Annotated in this window: 14 protein-coding genes; 6 read left to right on the top strand and 8 right to left on the bottom strand. The window is 64.2% G+C overall.

All coding sequences use genetic code 11. The features are described from left to right. Positions 1–4: 4 nt before the first annotated feature. On the top strand, positions 5–910 hold the full coding sequence (locus tag ACNQPL_RS19510) for a LysR family transcriptional regulator (RefSeq protein ID WP_346615825.1): 906 nt from the start codon (positions 5–7) through the stop codon (positions 908–910). A gap of 121 nt (positions 911–1,031) precedes the next feature. On the opposite strand, the gene ACNQPL_RS19505 is transcribed toward ACNQPL_RS19510, so the two are convergent. After that, on the bottom strand, positions 1,032–1,448 hold the full coding sequence (locus ACNQPL_RS19505; RefSeq protein WP_346615826.1) for a RidA family protein: 417 nt from the start codon (positions 1,446–1,448) through the stop codon (positions 1,032–1,034). Then, a complete protein-coding gene (locus tag ACNQPL_RS19500) occupies positions 1,448–2,767 on the bottom strand; it encodes a flavin-containing monooxygenase (protein WP_416467620.1) in 1,320 nt (439 codons plus the stop codon). Before ACNQPL_RS19500 ends, ACNQPL_RS19505 begins: the two co-directional genes overlap by 1 nt. Positions 2,768–3,071: 304 nt before the next feature. Between ACNQPL_RS19500 and ACNQPL_RS19495 the strand changes: the two genes are divergently transcribed. Further along, positions 3,072–3,749, top strand: coding sequence for a DUF1028 domain-containing protein (locus ACNQPL_RS19495; RefSeq protein ID WP_346615828.1), 678 nt, complete (start codon positions 3,072–3,074; stop codon positions 3,747–3,749). Then, on the top strand, positions 3,742–4,902 hold the full coding sequence (argE, locus tag ACNQPL_RS19490) for an acetylornithine deacetylase (RefSeq protein ID WP_416467619.1): 1,161 nt from the start codon (positions 3,742–3,744) through the stop codon (positions 4,900–4,902). Before ACNQPL_RS19495 ends, argE begins: the two co-directional genes overlap by 8 nt. Positions 4,903–5,014: 112 nt before the next feature. Here argE and ACNQPL_RS19485 read toward each other — a convergent pair whose 3' ends face one another. The 4 genes from ACNQPL_RS19485 to ACNQPL_RS19470 form a co-directional block, all read right to left on the bottom strand. Next, positions 5,015–6,283 carry a carbohydrate porin gene (locus ACNQPL_RS19485; RefSeq protein ID WP_416467618.1) on the bottom strand — a complete coding sequence of 423 codons (1,269 nt, stop codon included), beginning with the start codon at positions 6,281–6,283 and terminating at the stop codon, positions 5,015–5,017. A 110-nt stretch (positions 6,284–6,393) separates the two neighbouring features. After that, a complete protein-coding gene (locus ACNQPL_RS19480) occupies positions 6,394–8,811 on the bottom strand; it encodes a glucose/quinate/shikimate family membrane-bound PQQ-dependent dehydrogenase (RefSeq protein ID WP_387525932.1) in 2,418 nt (805 codons plus the stop codon). A 239-nt stretch (positions 8,812–9,050) separates the two neighbouring features. Then, complete coding sequence (locus ACNQPL_RS19475) at positions 9,051–11,255, bottom strand: TonB-dependent receptor (RefSeq protein ID WP_416467617.1); 2,205 nt, start codon at positions 11,253–11,255, stop codon at positions 9,051–9,053. Between the two features lie 122 nt (positions 11,256–11,377). After that, positions 11,378–11,731, bottom strand: a complete 354-nt coding sequence (locus ACNQPL_RS19470; protein ID WP_346615833.1) for a cupin — start codon at positions 11,729–11,731, stop codon at positions 11,378–11,380. A gap of 117 nt (positions 11,732–11,848) precedes the next feature. Here ACNQPL_RS19470 and ACNQPL_RS19465 point away from each other — a divergent pair, with 117 nt between their 5' ends. Both ACNQPL_RS19465 and ACNQPL_RS19460 read left to right on the top strand, forming a co-directional pair. Continuing rightward, complete coding sequence (locus ACNQPL_RS19465; RefSeq protein ID WP_416467615.1) at positions 11,849–12,748, top strand: LysR family transcriptional regulator; 900 nt, start codon at positions 11,849–11,851, stop codon at positions 12,746–12,748. 114 nt (positions 12,749–12,862) lie between these two features. Continuing rightward, on the top strand, positions 12,863–14,065 hold the full coding sequence (locus tag ACNQPL_RS19460) for an MFS transporter (RefSeq protein ID WP_346615835.1): 1,203 nt from the start codon (positions 12,863–12,865) through the stop codon (positions 14,063–14,065). Here ACNQPL_RS19460 and ACNQPL_RS19455 read toward each other — a convergent pair. After that, complete coding sequence (locus ACNQPL_RS19455) at positions 14,062–14,673, bottom strand: LysE family translocator (protein WP_416467614.1); 612 nt, start codon at positions 14,671–14,673, stop codon at positions 14,062–14,064. The two genes, ACNQPL_RS19460 and ACNQPL_RS19455, sit on opposite strands and share 4 nt — an antisense overlap. Positions 14,674–14,779: 106 nt before the next feature. Between ACNQPL_RS19455 and ACNQPL_RS19450 the strand changes: the two genes are divergently transcribed. Continuing rightward, complete coding sequence (locus ACNQPL_RS19450; RefSeq protein ID WP_416467613.1) at positions 14,780–15,775, top strand: GlxA family transcriptional regulator; 996 nt, start codon at positions 14,780–14,782, stop codon at positions 15,773–15,775. Here the strand turns inward: ACNQPL_RS19450 and ACNQPL_RS19445 are convergent. Beyond that, entirely contained in the window at positions 15,742–16,593 is an 852-nt protein-coding gene (locus tag ACNQPL_RS19445) for a CAP domain-containing protein (RefSeq protein ID WP_346615838.1), read from the bottom strand. The two genes, ACNQPL_RS19450 and ACNQPL_RS19445, sit on opposite strands and share 34 nt — an antisense overlap. Between the last annotated feature and the right edge of the window lie 94 nt (positions 16,594–16,687).

Raw genomic sequence — 16,687 nt, 5'->3', positions numbered from 1 at the left:
GCCTGTGGCTTCCTACACCCTGCGTCAACTCAAATACTTCGTTACCACCGTCGAGGCCGGCAGCGTGGCCGAGGCCTCGCGCCAGCTGTACATCGCCCAGCCGTCGATCTCCACGGCAATCAAGAGCCTGGAAGAAAGCTTCGGCGTCCAACTGTTCATCCGCCACCACGCCCAAGGCGTCTCGCTGACCCCTAGCGGCAAGCGCTTCTATGCCAAGACCAAGGCGCTGCTGCAGATGACCCACGAGTTCGAGCAGAACGCCCTGGCCGATAACGACACCGTGGCCGGGCAAATCGACATTGGTTGTTTCGAGACCGTGGCGCCCTTGTACTTGCCACGCTTGATCGCCGGTTTCCGCGAGCGTTACCCGGGCGTCGACATCCGCCTGCGCGACGGCGAACAGCAGGAGCTGATCCAAGGCCTGACCGCGGGCGCCTTCGACCTGGCATTCCTCTACGATCACGACCTCGATGGCACCATCGAGACCGAACCGCTGATGCCGCCGCAGAAACCCTACGTGCTGCTGCCTGAAAAGCACCGTTTTGCCGGGCAGGCGCAGGTGTCGCTGCGTGACCTGTGCCCCGAGCCGATGATCCTGCTGGACGTGGCGCCGAGCCGTACCTACTTCGTCAGCCTGTTCAACGAGCTGGGCCTGACGCCGAACATCGTGTTCAGCTCGCCCTCGATCGAAATGGTGCGCGGGATGGTGGGGCAGGGGTTCGGGTTTTCACTGCTGGTGACCCGGCCGCATTCGCCGTTCACCTACGACGGGCAGAAGCTGGTGACGCTGGACATCGCCGAGCCGGTGACGCTGTCGGGGTTGGCGGCCGCGCGTTTGAAGCGCGTGCAGCTGACCAAGCCGGCGCAGCTGTTTGTGGAATTCTGCCGGGAAGAACTGGGCAAGCTGTAAAAGCTTCGCGGGGCAAGCCCGCTCCCGCGAGGTATGTGCAGTGCTTGAACAGCTGCAACCCCTGTGGGAGCGGGCTTGCCCCGCGAATGGGGCGCAACGCGCCCCTAGCCATTTCAATGGATCATGCTTGATCCGGCACCACCGCAATCACATCGATTTCCATCAACCACTCAGCTTGGGCCAGCCCCGCCACCACCAGCCCGGTGGAGATTGGGAATACGCCCTTCAGCCACTTGCCTACCTCTTTGTACACCGGCTCGCGGAAGCGCGGGTCGGTGATGTAGGTGGTGGTCTTGACGATGTGCGACAGGTCCGACCCTGCTTCTTCAAGCAGTTGCTTGACGTTCTTCATCGCCTGCTCGGCCTGGGCCTGCGGGTTGCCCAGGCCAACCAGGCGCCCTTCGAAGTCAGTGCCAACCTGGCCGCGCACATAGATGGTGTTGCCGGCGCGCACGGCTTGGCACAGGTCGTTGTCCAGGGTCTGGTTGGGGTAGGTGACCTTGGTGTTGAACATGCGGATGCGGGTATGGGTAGGCATCAGTGGGCTCCGAGGGTGCTGACGTTGCTGATCGAGGTAGGTTGCTGTTCATCCGCTTCACGCTGGTCGCGGTCGCGGTAGGCCAGGTAGGTGCGTTGGGTGGCGATGTGGCCGGCGACGTGCTTGGCGTCGTGCCACACGCCCCAGATGAACGACGAGCCACGGCGCGACAGCCAGGGCAGGCCGAGGAAATACACGCCCGGCTCGCGGGCCACGCCACGCTGGTGCTGAGGCTTGCCGTTGGCATCGAAGGTGTCGACCTGCAGCCAGCTGAAGTCCACGCCGTAACCGGTGGCCCAGATGATGCTGGTAACGCCGGCCTGGGCCAGGTCGAGTTCGCGCAGCGGGTTGCTGACGCAATCGGGGTCGGGCAGGCGCTTGCGCGCTTCGGGTTCTTCCGGCAGGTCCAGGCCGTTGCGTTCGATGTAGGCATCGGCGGCGTCGAGCAGGGCCAGGTAGTTTTCGTCGCCGCGGCGGATGTTGTCGGCCAGGTTGTCCTGGAAGCGCGCCACTCCGTTTTCGAACGACTGGGTCAGGCCGACCAGGGTCATGCCTTGGTGGGCGAGGGCACGGAAGTCGACGGTGTGGCCGCCACGGGCACCGCTGACGGCGATGGTCACATGCTCGCGGCCGGGCTTGGCAATTTCGGCATCCCACTCGCCCAACACACCCAACCACCAGCAGAAGTCCCGGTTGCGGTAGGCACGTGGCGGGCGGTCGTGGGCGCCGACCGACAGGTACACCTGGCGCCCGGCGCGCATCAGCTCTTCGGCGATCTGCACGCCCGAGGAACCTGCACCCACAACCAGTACGGCACCTTCAGGCAGCTGTTCAGGGTTGAAGTAGGCGGCGGAGTGGATCTGGTGCAGCTGCTCGTCTTTCGGCGCGATGGCCGGGATGACCGGGCGCTGGAACGGGCCGGTGGCGGCGACCACGCGGTTGGCGCGGATCACGCCCTCATTGGTTTCGATGGTGAAGCCTGGGCGGTCGGCATTGCGCACCACCTTTTTTACCTCGATGCCGGTGCGCACTGGCAGGTTGTACTTGCGTACGTACTGCTCGAAGTAGTCGGCAACCTGGTCCTTGCCAGCGAACGCGTCGGCGTCGAGGTTGAATTCAAGCCCCGGGAAGCGGTCGTGCCAGACCGGGCCGTTGGCGACCAGCGAGTCCCAGCGGCCAGTGCGCCAGGCTTCTGCGATGCGCTTGCGCTCCAGCACCAGGTGCGGCACGCCGAGCTTGCTCAAGTGTTCGCTCATGGCCACGCCGGCCTGGCCGGCGCCGACGACGAGGGTGTCGATTTCGATAGTGTTCATTGTCATGTCCGAGCCCTTGTTCAGGCGGTTTTTGTCAGGTCGGTTTTGGAGGACCGCCGTTACCTGGGGCCAGACTAGGGACGCTGGGCAAATCACGAAAATAGTATTTAGCTTGCACTTGCCGATAAAACGGCGAAGGCCTTGATGCATAAGGCTTGCAGCGATCATCCGAGCTGCTCTTCGAGTGTTTGTCAGGGGTGTTCGGCGCCTTAGTTTTTTCCTCTTCAAGGCACAGGAAAATGTTGGTTTCGCGCACGGGAGGGTTCTGTTCACATGGCCTGCAATCGCACAGAACAACAGGAGCACACACATGACCTTTTCCATCATCGGTCGCTGCCAGGAAACCGGCCAGGTCGGTATCGCAATCAGTTCGTCGAGCATCGCCGTCGGTGCCCGTTGCCCTTGGGTACGTGCAGGTGTCGGCGCCGTGTCCACCCAGAACATCACCCTACCGGCGCTAGGCCCGCAGATTCTCGATGCGCTGGAGCAGGGCCAGCTGCCGCCGGCCGCGGCGCTGGACCGGGTACTCAGCGCCAATGGCTGGAGCGAGTATCGCCAGGTCACGGTGATCGACAGCCACGGCCAGGTGGCGTTGTTCACCGGCAAGGAAGCGCTGGGCGTGCACAACGCGGTGGCCGGTGAGCAATGCGCGGCGGCCGGTAACCTGCTGTCATCGGTGCAGGTGATCGAGGCCATGGTGCAGGCCTTCGAGCAGGCTGGCGGGCACCTGGCGGACCGCTTGCTGGCAGCCATGCACGCGGCAATGGCGGCGGGTGGCGAGGCAGGCCCGGTGCACTCGGCGGCGTTGAAGATTGCCGGCGAGCTGACGTGGCCGCTGGTGGACCTGCGCGTCGACTGGGCTGAGCAGGACCCGATCGGTGCACTCGATGGTTTGTGGCAGGCGTACCGCCCGCAAATGCAGGATTACGTTACCCGCGCCCTCGACCCCACCACGGCGCCCAGCTATGGGGTGCCTGGCGATGAGTGAGTTCAGCAGCCGCGCCTTGCTGGCCCGGCTGATCGGCTTTGCCACGGTCAGCCGCGATTCCAACCTGCAGCTGATCGGTTTTATTCGCGATTACCTGGCCGCGCTCGGCGTAGAGAGCGAGCTGTTTCACAACCCTGAGGGCACCAAGGCGAACCTGTTTGCCACGATCGGCCCCAAGGATATCGGCGGTGTGGTGCTGTCCGGGCATACCGACGTGGTGCCGGTGGACGGCCAGGCGTGGACGGTTGATCCATTTGAACTGACTGAGCGCGATGGGCGGCTGTATGGCCGTGGTGCCGCCGACATGAAGGGGTTCATTGCCTCGGTGCTGGCTGCGGTGCCGGCGTTTCTGGCGCAGCCGCTACGCATGCCGGTGCACCTGGCGTTCTCCTATGACGAGGAAGTTGGCTGCCTGGGCGTGCGCTCGATGCTTGCGGCGCTCGAACAGCGCCCGCACAAGCCGCGCATGTGCCTGATCGGCGAGCCCACCGAGCTCAAGCCGGTGCTCGGGCACAAGGGCAAACTGGCCATGCGCTGCCAGGTGCATGGCGCCGCGTGCCATTCGGCCTATGCGCCTTACGGGGTCAATGCCATCGAGTATGCCGCCAGGCTGATCGGGAAACTGGGCGAGATCGGGGATGCACTGGCGTTGCCTGAGCAGCATGACGAGCGTTTCGACCCACCGTTCTCGACGGTACAGACCGGTGTTATCAAAGGGGGCAGGGCATTGAACATCGTGCCCGAGGAGTGTGCCTTCGACTTCGAGGTGCGTGCCTTGCCAGGCTTCGAAGCACAGACGGTGGCCGACCAACTGCAGACGTATGCCGAAGCAGAGTTGCTGCCCCGTATGCGCAAGGTGAATACAGCCAGTAACATCCGCCTGGAGCCGATCAGTGCATATCCGGGCTTGGCGACGCCAGCCGACAGCGAGGCGGCGCGGTTGCTCGCCAAGCTCTGTGGGTCGCAGGCTTTCGGCACGGTGGCCTTTGGTACGGAAGGCGGGCTGTTCGATCAGGCGGGTATCCCGACCGTGGTGTGTGGCCCGGGGAGCATGGAGCAGGGGCACAAGCCGGATGAGTTTGTCAGCGTGGAGCAGTTGCAGGGCTGTGATGCAATGCTGCTGAGGCTGGTGGATTACCTCCAGCAGGGCTGACGGCGACGGCCGCTTCGCGGGGCGAGCCCGTTCCCACAGATTGGACAGTTGTTCCTGGAACCTGTGGGAGCGGGCTTGCCCCGTGAATGGGCCGCAAAGCGGCCCCGAAGCCTCAGAAAGTCGCCTTGACCTGCAGGCCGACCACCAGCGCGTTATCGATGTCCTTACCGGAGAAGGCTCCTGGCTCGATGATGTACTGCACATCCGGGCGCAGGTTCAACCACGGGGTAGCCTGGTAGCCATAGCTCAGTTCGATCAACTGCTCGGCACTGTCGATGTTCGAGAACTGCTGCCCGGCATTGAACGCGGCGTCTTCCAGCACGTCGCGGCTGCGCGGGTTGGGTACGGCGCGGCCATAGCCCAGCGACAGGGTGTCACGCGGGCGGCCTTCGAACGGCTTGTACAACACGACGCCGGTGCCATACCACTTGGTGAACGGCGAGGCTGCTTCGCTCGACGCCGAATACTGGCCAAAGGCATGCAGGCTGCGGCCTGGCGAGCTGGCATCGTTCCACACCGCCTGGTCGATCAGCAGGTAATGGCCGCCACGGCCGGACACTTCCTTGTCGCTGCCGATGCGTTTGACGTCGGAGCTGTCGTAGTAGTAGCCCAGCTTGTACTCACCCGGCAGTTCACCCTGCAGCTTGTACACCAGCTCAACCGGTACCACGGTGCCGGTGGTGTGCTTGGGGCCCAGGTGCCAGGCGCGGCTGGAGTTGCCGTTGCTTTCCGGGTCGACGTTGAACGCCGCCACGCGCAGTTGCCAGGACGGTGACAGGTCGTACTTCACGCGTACACCGAGGTGGGCGTTGGGGTAGTTGGTCCAGCCGCTGCCACCGGACATGTTCAGCGGGTGGCCGCAGAAGCCGGCGTTCATGAAGTTGCACAGGATGCCGCTGTCCAGGCCGCCGAGGTCGTTGCCCATGGCCATGTAGCCGAGCTTGACGTTGAGCGCCGGGGTGAACAGGCTGCGCTCGTAGCTCAGTTCGGTCAGACGGGTGTACAGGCCACCGTAGTTTTCCTGGATCGGCAGGCGGTTGCCCACCAGGTCCTCCGAGGCGCTGTTGCCGCGGCGGTCGTTGATGGTCAACTGGACCTTGCCGCCGTTGTCCAGGCCATACAGTTTCGACAGGTCGAACTGCACGCCGAACTTGAGGTTCTGCGAGTAGCGCGCCGAACGGTGCAGGCCACCGTGGGCGTTGTAGGCGGTTTCACCGCTGTAGTCGCCGGTGATCTTGACACCGTCTTCCTCGAGCTGGTGACGCAAGCCACCCCAGTCACCGGTCATGGTGCTGCGGGTCAGGAGGTCACCGTCGGCCAGGGCAGTGGTGCTGGCCAAGGCCAGAAGCAGGGGAGAAGTGATACGAATAACGGATGGCATTGCTGGGTCTCGGTTGAACTGTCAGGGCCTCATCGCCGGCAAGCCGGCTCCCACAACGGGTTTCAACCACCCAGGGGGAGCCGGCATGCCGGCGATGAAAGCGACGCGGTTTACGGCAGAGCGTAAGAAATCACATAGTCGCCACGGTCAGTCGACTGACGGGCGCCGCCCGCAGTGATTACCACGTACTGCTTGCCAGTCTTCGGCGAGACATAGGTCATCGGGCCGCCCTGGCTACCCACCGGCAGGCGAGCCTTCCAGATTTCGTTACCGTTGCTGCTGTCGTAGGCGCGCAGGTAGAAGTCCTGGGTGCCGGCGATGAACACCAGGCCGCCTTGGGTCGACAGGGTGCCGCCCAGGGTTGGCAGGCCAATCTTGATCGGCAGGTGCATGCGGATGCCGAGCGGGCCGGTATCTTCCACAGTGCCGACCGGTACTTGCCAGGCCACCTGGCGGGTCTTCATGTCGATGGCAGTGAGGGTACCGAACGGCGGTGCCTGGCACGGGATGCCGGCGATCGACAGGAAGCGGTTCTTGTTCACTGCATACGGGGTGCCCTTGAGCGGTACAGCGCCCATGCCGGTGTTCAGCGCTTCGCCACCGGAAGCGGCCTGGCCCTTGTTCTGCGACGGGATCATCTGGATCCACAGGCCCAGGCGCATGTCATTGACGAAGATGAAACCATGCACCGGGTCGGTGGAGAGGCTGCCCCAGTTCATGCCACCCAGCGAACCCGGGAAGCTCAGTGATATGTCGGTGCCCGGTGCGGTGTACAGGCCGTCATAGCGCATCTTCTTGAAGTCGATACGGCACAGCAGCTGGTCGTAAGGCGTGGCGCCCCACATGTCCGATTCGGTCAGGGTCTGCGCGCCGATCTGCGGCATGCCCACCGATTTGGGCTGGGTTGGGGAATACGGTTCGTTCGGGATGTCGCTTGGCTTGACCGGTACTTCGTCGACCTGGGTCAGCGGCTTGCCGGTGGCGCGGTCGAGCACGTAGATCTGCCCGGCCTTGGTGCCGATCACGACTGCAGGGACCGACTTGCCGTCGTCCTTGGTGAAGTCGATCAGGCTTGGCTGCATCGGCAGGTCGAAGTCCCACAGGTCGTTGTGCACGGTCTGGAACACCCACTTCTCGTTGCCAGTGGTCGCGTCCAAGGCCAGCACCGAAGCGCCGTAGGTGTGGTCCAGCTTGTTGCGCTCGACACCGTAGATGTCGGTGGACGACGAGCCCATCGGCAGGAATACGGTATTCATCGCCGGGTCGTAGGACATCGGCGCCCAGCTGTTCGGGGTGCTGCGCACATAGGTGCTGCCATCAGCCGGGGCGTTGCGGTCTTCCGGGTTGCCCGGGTCGAAAGCCCAGCGCATGGCCCCGGTGATCACGTCGAAGCCACGGATCACGCCGCCTGGCATGTCGGTCTGGACGTTGTCGGCGACACGCCCGCCAACCACCACGGTGGTACCGGCCATCAGTGGCGCGGAGGACAGCTGGTAGAAGGAGTCCGGCACATCACCGAGGCCTTCCATCAGGTTGACCTGGCCATTGTTGCCGAAGCCCTGGCAGAACTCACCGGTGTCGGCATCAACGGCGATCAGGCGGCCGTCGATGGTGTTGGTCAGCAGGCGACGCTGGCAGTTGGCACCGGCCGCTACGCTGCCGACGGTGATCGGCGAGCTGTTCGGCTGGGTTGGCTGGGCGATCGGCGCGGTGGCGTCGAAGTACGCCATGCCGCGGCAACGCTGCCAGACCTTGGACTGGGCGTTGATCTCGTTCTTCCACAGCTCTTTGCCGGTGTCGGCGTCCAGCGCGATCAGGTTGTTGTGCGGGGTGCAGATGAACACCTTGTTACCGACCTGCAGCGGGGTCAGCTGGTCTTCGGCACCGTTGCCGTCGCTGATGGCCACGTCGCCGGTGTGGTAGGTCCACGCCACCTTGAGCTTGTCGACGTTGTCGCGGTTGATCTGGTCCAGCGCGGCGAAGCGGCTGCCACCTTCGGTATTACCGTAGTGGGCCCAGTCCTTCTGCTCCTTGCCGGCTTCTACCGGGGTCATGCCCGGGCCTTTGCCGGTGGGCGCGACGCTTGGGTGGGCAACGAACATGTTGCCGGCGGCGATCACCAGCACCACGGCCAGCACGCCGGCGATGCCGTAGGCACCACGGCCGGTGCTACCGCCATTGGCGCGGACCAGCAGCGGGTAGACCAGCGCCACGACCATGCCGATTGCGCCGAACATGAACAGGCGCGAGAACAGCGGCCAGAACACCAGTCCGGCGTCGATCACTGCCCACAGGGCAGTACCGACCAGGAAAGCAGCGTACAGCCAGGCACCAGCTTTTTTGCGCCGGGCGATGAGCACCCCAGCGATGGCCATGGCCAGGCCGCCGATCAGGAAGTACCAGGAACCGCCCAGGCCAGCCAGCTTGATGCCGCCAGCAGCCAGGAGAAGGCCGAGCAGGGCGACGATAACGCCCAAGCCGACCAGGATGATTTTTGTGGCGCCAGAGGCGCGCGGTGTTTCGTTCATGCCAGGGATCTCAGCAGGTGGAATGGGCGCAGTTTAAGCCCTTAGCAAGCTAATTAACAAGTTAGTACATAATATTGTGAGGCTGATTGTCGCAGGGTTGAACTTGCGCGGTTGTCGCGAAAAGTGTAGATCACGCGGTGAAGTCTGCGGCAAACAACGTGTTTGCTCGCGGTTGATGAACGTGGATCATACTTTTGTCTTAGTCCTGAAGGCCTGCCGTAAAGCAGGCCTTTTTCTACTTAGAAGCGATAATTGCCGGTCAGGATTGCCGCCCGGCTCGCGCCGTACTCGACGGCCGATGAGCGTGCAGCGCCGCCCCTCTGCTGACGCACCCGCTCCACATAAGCCTTGTCGAATACGTTGTTGACGTTCAGCTGAAGGTCCAGTTGCCGGCTCACTCGATAACCGAGCATGGCATTGTGAAGCCAGTAAGCATCGAGCTTGGCGGTGGTGCTGGAGGTCACGTTGCGTTCGCTGACATGCCGGGCGCCGTAGCCTAGGGTCCAGTCATCGGTGACCTGGTAGGTAGTCCAGAGGTTCATCGAGCGGGGCGGTGTATTGCCCAGTGCCTGGCCTTTGCTGGCGAAGCTCTTCCCCTCGGCGACGGCTTCGAGGGTTTCACTGTCCAGGAAGGTATAGTTGGCAAACACCGTCCAGCGTTCGCTCAGGTGGCCCGTGAGCCCCAGCTCCACGCCTTGAACGCGTTGTTTGCCGGACAACTCGGTGGAGCCGTCCGCCAAGGCTTCGCGGGCGTTGCTCTTGATGATTTGAAATACCGCCGCATCCAGTTCCAGCCGCTGGTCAAGCAAGTCCCACTTGCTGCCCAGCTCCCAGGTCTGATTCCTTTCCGGGGCAAGGCCTGCGGTTGCCACGGTTAGATCGCGCCCGTTACCGGCCAATGCTTCGGCCGACGGGTTGAAGGAATTGCCCCAGGCGAGGTAGACGCGGCCGTGCTCCGTTGGCGAGTAGACCAACCCTGCACGGCTGCTCAGGGTGTTGTCCTCGGTGTTGAGCGCCGAGTTGCGAACGTTGGCCGAGGAGTAACCTTTGGCGCTGCCGGTGAAGCGGTCATGGCGCAGGCCAAGGTGCAAGCTCCAGGCGTCATTCAGCGCCACGGTGTCGAACAGGTACAGTGCCTGGTCGGTCAACGCGGTTTTGCTGTACCCCATGACCGCCTTTTGCTGTGGCCCGGTCCAATATACGGGCGGGTTACCCAGTTCATAGCCGTTGCCTGGGTAATGTTCTTTGCCAAGGCCGTGATGGTAGGTGTTCAAGTTCAGCGTCTCGCGGGACAACTCAACGCCAACTACCCAATCATGCCTCATGCCCAGCAACTGATTGTGGCCACGCAGGCTGGTCTGGCTGATCCACATGTACGTGCTGGCATCGCGGCCATACCCCTGTGGCCCAGCCGGGCGGTAACGCCCAGGCGGCAAACCTTCGGTGTTGACATGGGAGGCAGACACCACCGTGTCGCGCTTGAGCTGCCCATGGCGGGCCAACTGCTGCAGCTGCAATTGTTCGTTGAAGTCGTGCTCCAGCTTGAGCGTGAACTGGTTCTGCACGATGTGCTCCTTGTCGAGGTTTTTCCAGCCGAAGTAGGCCTTGCGGTCGACACCTGCCAGGCGCTTGCCATCCAGGGCTGGCACACCGTAGTCGGGCAGGTTGTCATCAACCTGATGCAAGGCGCTCAGGGTCAGCCAGGTGGCGTCGCTCAGGCCTAGCTGAAGCGCGGGCGCGATGCCCCAGCGCTGCTGTTCGATGCCGGGGCGGCCAGGCACCTCGTTGCGGTGCGTCATCAGGTTGATGCGCACCGCACCGCCTTGGCCGATGTTGCCCAGTGGCTGGTTGCTGTCCAGGGTCAGGCGTTGATAGTGGGCGCTGCCCACGCTGCCACCCAGGTGGGTGAAGGGCTGGTACTGCGGCTGCTTGCTGATGAGGTTGATGGTGCCGCCGGTAGTGCCGGCACCGCCAAACACCGAGTTGGGGCCTTTGATGACCTCGACCTGCTCGGTGTTGAACGTGTCGGAACGTGTGGTCTGGGCGCTGTCGCGCAGGCCGTCGACCTGGATGTTGTTGTTGGCGGAGAAGCCACGGATGTTGATGCTGTCGCCCGAGCCGCCACCGCCTTCACCGGCATTGAAGGTGATGCCGGAAACATTCGACAGCACCTGGCGCAAGCTGAGCGCCTGTTGCTGAGCAAGCACGGGGGCAGGCACCACCGTGATGGTCTGCGGTGTGTCGAGCAGCGGTGCAACCTGCTTGACCGACGCTGAGCGTTCGGTGCGCGGGCTGATCGCGGCCGGCGCTGTGACATCGGTGTCCTGCAGTTCGATGGCCGGTGGCGCGGCGAGGGCGGTGCCGCAGAAGGAGGCGGCACCCAGGCCGAAGGCGGAGCTGCGCAAGGCGTTGCGGATCGTGCGGTCGGTAGCGATGTGATGCATGCGGGAAGTCCAGCGTTGGGGTTGAAGCCGTGCTGTGAGTAGCGTTTCACAGGCGAGCGGGGGCACTGCGCCATGGCCGGGAGCCGCGCAGGCGTTAAAAGGGGCTGTTTGGAGCGGTCAGGTCAGCTGGCTGGCCAGGGCGCTGCGCTGCTGTAGAACACGGCGAGCCAGACGGTGTGGGTGCCGGGGGCGGTCCACTCGACGCGATGGCGGCAATGGGCGGGGATGTCGAGGCAATCACCCGGTGCCAGCAGCCGGGTGTGCGCTTCATGTTCCAGGCGCAGCCCTGCACCGCCGCTCAGCAGTACGATCCATTCGCCTTCGGGCTGGTCGTACCAGAAGCCTGGCGGGCTGCATTGGCCGCTGGAAACGATACGTTCGATGCGTAGCCCGGGGCGTTGCAGCAGGTCATCGACGCACTCGGGCGCGGCAGGGTCGCAAGGGGGAAGGGGGGTCAGCACGTTGGCGGGTTTCATAGGAATACTCACTCTATGGGAGGTAATTCACTATGGACTGCATTGAAAGGCGGCGCGCTTCTTGACCGCCCATGCAGGATGTAGGACTTTTCTGAGACTTCAAGCAAAGGGAATCATATGGACAAGCTGCTGGCGATGAAGATGTTCACCGCGACCGTCGACGCCCAGGGCTTTTCCGCCGCAGCGCGCACGCTTGGGGTGGCCACTTCGTCGGTGACCCGCCTGGTCGATGCACTGGAGTCGGCGCTCGGTACCACATTGCTCAACCGCTCCACGCGCCAGGTCACCCTGACTGAGGCCGGCGCCCGATATTACGCCCGTGCACGGGACATCTTCGCAGCGTTGGAAGAGGCCGACGCCAGTGTCGCCGACCGTGGCAATGAGCCTGTCGGTGTACTGCGCCTGTGCCTGCCGGTGGAGTTCGGCCGGCGCGTGATAGCGCCGCACCTGGGGCCGTTTCTGGCGCGCCATGCTGCGCTGGAGCTGGACATCGACATGAGCGACCGGCTCGACGACCTGCTGGACGGCCGCTACGACCTGTCGATTCGCCTAGGCGACCCTTCGCCGAACGACGAACTGGTGTGCCGGCAGCTCGGCCGCTTCGAGCGCTGGTTGGTGGCCAGCCCTGAATACCTGGCTGGGCGCGAAGCGTTGCAGCACCCCGGGCAATTGCTGGAACACGCCTGCCTGCGCTTTCGCTACGGGCAGAAGGCGCGGCCCTGGCGGCTGCAGCGCGGCGACCAGGCCCTGGAACTGGACGTGAGCGGCCCGCTGCGCAGTGCCAACGCCGACCTGCTGCGTGAAGCAGCATTGGCGGGCAGCGGCATCGCGCTGCTGGCCGACTGGCTGGTGCGCGAAGACGTGCTTGCTGGCCGTTTGCAGCGGCTGTTCAGCGATTGGCGGATCAGCCCTGGGGCCGCCAACGACAGCATCAATGCCTTGTACTTGCCCAACCATCGCGGGTCACGGCGCGTTCAGGCCTTCATCACGTTCTGCGAAGGCCTGATCGCGCCTTGAGCTGCTGGCGTTGCGCGCGGCGCAAAGGCTCGTTGCGCCGCGCCAGGATTCCCTTGCCAGCACGGCCCCGCTAATGTGCCCGGCATATTCCACCCCAATGCCGAGGAATCTCGCATGAACCCCTCCCTTGCCGCCACGCAGGCCACAGCGCCGGGCCTGAGCCGCGCCCTGGTTACGCTGCTGGCGTTCTGCTGCGGCGCGATCGTCGCCAATATCTACTATGCCCAACCCATCGTCGGGCTGATTGCCCCGGACCTTGGCTTGTCCAGCGAGCGGGCCAGCCTGATCGTCTCACTGACCCAATTGGGCTATGCACTGGGCCTGTTGTTGCTGGTGCCGTTGGCCGACCTGGTTGAAAACCGCCGCTTGATGATCGTCACCGCAGTACTTGCCTGCGTGAGCCTGCTGCTGGCAGGCACCAGCGGCCATGGTCAGGGCCAGTTGTTTCTCGGCTATGCCTTGCTGATCGGCTTCAGTTCGGTGGCGGTGCAGATGCTTATCCCCCTGGCTGCGCACTTGGCGCCGGAGCAACAGCGCGGCCGGGTGGTCGGCAACATCATGGGCGGCCTGCTGCTGGGCATCTTGCTGGCGCGGCCGTTGTCGAGCCTGGTGGCTGACCATTTCGGCTGGCGCACGGTGTTCATCGGTGCGGCGGGCCTGATGCTGGCGATCATCCTGCTGTTGGCGTTGACCCTGCCGCGGCGTGTGCCCGACCACAAGGCCAGCTATGCCCAGCTGATGGTGTCGTTGATCGCCCTGTTGCGCCAGCACGCCGTGCTGCGCCAGCGTTCGCTGTATCAGGCGTTGATGTTCGCGGCCTTCAGCCTCTACTGGACGGCAGTACCACTGGCCCTGGCGTCGGAGCATGGCCTGTCGCAAAGTCAGATTGCGTTGTTTGCCCTGGTGGGCGCGGTCGGCGCCATCGCAGCGCCGATGGCGGGGCGCCTGGCCGATGCCGGCCATGCCCGCGCCGCTTCACTGTTAGCCCTGATCCTGGCGCCCGCGGCGCTGCTGCTGGGGCTCACCACTCCAGGGTATAGCGTGGTCGGCCTGGGGCTCACCGGCGTACTGTTGGATTTTGCCGTGCAGATGAACATGGTGATCGGCCAGCGCGAGGTCTACGCGCTCGACCCTGCCAGCCGCGGGCGGCTCAATGCGCTGTACATGACCAGTATCTTCCTCGGCGGGGCCGTGGGCTCGGCAGTGGCCAGTGCGCTGTTTACCCACTATGGCTGGCAGGGCGTGGCAGTGCTGGGCGCCGCCTTGCCTGGCATCGCGCTGCTGGTGTTCCTGCTGGCTTCGCGGCGCAAACCCTAGCGCCCGAGCGGCAATGCCACGCCAATCAACGCAAACAAGCCCCCGCAGCAGCGATTGAAACCTCTACCGCCCTTGGCCAGCCAAGGCTTGATACGGAACGCCAACCGCGCCAGCAGGTATTCGACCACGAATTCCACGCTGGCGAAGGTCGCTGCCATGATCACGAACTGCACGAACAACCCCCGCTGCGGGTCGATGAACTGTGGCAGGAACGCCCCATAAAACAGCAGCACCTTGGGGTTGGCCATGGCCGACAGCAGCCCTTGGCGGAACATCCCGGCATTGCTCAGCCGTGCAGCCCGGGTATTCACCTCCAGCTGCAGCGCCGGGCTGCGCCACAGCTGGATACCCAGCCACAGCAGATACGCGCCGCCCACCCACTTCAGCACGGTCAGTACAGACGCCGATGCCTGCAGCAGGGCAGTGAGCCCGAACATGGCCAAAGCGATCAATGCGCTGAAGCCGAACACCCCGCCAATGATGGTCAACAAGGTGCGACGCGCGCCATACAGTGCGCCGTGGGTCAGGGCCAGCAGGCTGTTCGGGCCGGGTGTCAGTGACAGGCCGATGCTTGCCAGCAGGTAGAGAAGCCAGGTGTCCAGAGCCATGTCAGCGCCTTGCGTCAGCCAATGATCAAGGGCGCAGTTTAAGCGACCACAGCGAACAAGCAGGGTATTATCCGGACATCTGATGGTTGTTTCTGGACATCCTTGCATGCCCCCCGATATTCGCCTGTTGATCCTGCCATTGCCGGACTTCGCCTTGCTGCCGTTCGGTGCGTTTCTCGACAAGCTGCGCTTCAGTGCCGACGACGAAGACTACAGCCGCCAACGTTATTGCAGCTGGACACTGGCTGGGCTGACCCGCGAGCCCGTGGTGTCGAGCAGCGGCGCGGTGATGCAGGTGGAAGCGATTGCCGAGCAGCTCGCGTTGGCCGACTACGACTACCTGGTGCTGTTCGGCAGCCGCAATGCCGCGGCCACTGCCGGCCTCGCGCCACGCTATGAAAGCCTGCTAAAGCGCGCCGCCAAGGCGGGCGTCAAGCTGGTGGCCATCGACAACGCGGCTTTTCTGCTGGCGGCCTGTGGCTTGCTGGACGGCTACAAGATGGTTGTGCATTGGCGGCATGAAGCTGAGTTTCGCGCCTCATTTCCCCACCTGCAGTTGCTGCCCGAGCAGCTGTACTGCATCGACGGTGCACGTATTACCTGTGCCGGCGGTACCGCGGCCATCGACCTTGCGGTAGCCCTGCTGTCGGCCGCCTGCGGTCGCGCACGCGCGCTCAAAGGCCTGGCCGACATGCTGGTGGATGAGTCCCGCGATAGCCGCCACGCCTTGCGATCACTGGACGCCGAGGCGGGGCAGGGGCGTCAGGTACAACGCGCATTGGCGTTGATGCGCCATCATTTGGGGGAGCGTTTGACTATCGAACAACTGGCAGCGGAACTGGCGATCAGCCGACGGCAACTGGACCGGCAGTTCCAGGCCAGCCACGGCATGAGCGCCAAGGCCTGGTGGTTGGAAATGCGCCTGCAGCAGGCCCGGTGGCGCCTGCTCAATTCCAGCCACAGCCTTGCGCAAATTGCCGACGAGGTGGGGCTGGGTGACGCGAGCTACCTGGGCCGGTGCGTGCGCCGGCGGTTTGGCTGCACGGCGCTGGCGCTACGCCGTGATGGTCACTGCGGGGTACCGAACAACCCCGTCCAGTAAATGCCCGCATCGCTCTTCGGGTCCACGGCATAAGCAGCACCGACCTCACGGAAGTCCGGGTTCATCAACGTGGCGCAATGCCCGGGGCTTGCCAGCCAGCCATCGACTACTTTCTGCGCGGTGTCGCGCCCGGCGGCGATATTCTCGCCAATCTGTTGGTACAGGTAGCCCGCGAGCTCCGCACGGTCGCCCGGCGTACGCCCGTCGCGGTCGATGTGGTCGAAGAAGTTCTGGTTGGCCATGGCCCGCGTATGGTTGGCCGCGACCCCCGCCAGGGCAGTGCTCCAGCTAAGCGCAGGGGCTGCGGCGAACGGTTGCCCACCGCATTGGCGCGGGGCCTTGCGTGCAACGTTGATCGCCTGCATCAGCTTCTGCCCCTCGGCCTGCCAATCGCCGAGGCGCCCGCTGAGCAGCGGGCGCGCCAGCACCACGCGCCAGTCGCGGCCCTCCTGGCTGACGCCAATGTCGACGAATTGCGGGTCGAGCACCACCTGGCAGAAGCTTTCTTCGATGGCGTGCATGGCGGCGCGGGCATCGCGCGGGCCGGACAGGCTGATGGCCTGCACGTTGACCATCGGGTAGGCGGCACGGGTCATGGCCTGCTGCAGGTCGCGGGTGCCTTCTGGCGACAGCGCCAGGCGGGTATCGCTGTTGAGCGGTGGCAGCTCCAGCGATGCTTCGCCGCCGCAAGGCTGAGCCTGGCTGCGGTAGGCATTGATCGAATCGATCAGTTGCGCCTCTTCGCCGGTGGCCGCCAGGCTTGAAGTCGAAACGACCAGGCCCAGCGACAAGGCGGCAACGGATGACAGGACGCGCATGTGGATCTCCCTGTGACTGGCAGCGTCTTGGTATGCGCTGCTCATCCTACACAAGCCCAAGGCTTTTGGCCCGGTGTCGTGCAAAGCAATGAAA

This window comes from Pseudomonas sp. LFS044 (assembly GCF_047978245.1).
In the GTDB taxonomy this organism is placed as follows: Bacteria; Pseudomonadota; Gammaproteobacteria; order Pseudomonadales; family Pseudomonadaceae; genus Aquipseudomonas.
The sequence above is the reverse complement of the archived record's forward strand: the minus strand, read 5'-3'. Positions and strand labels throughout refer to the sequence as shown.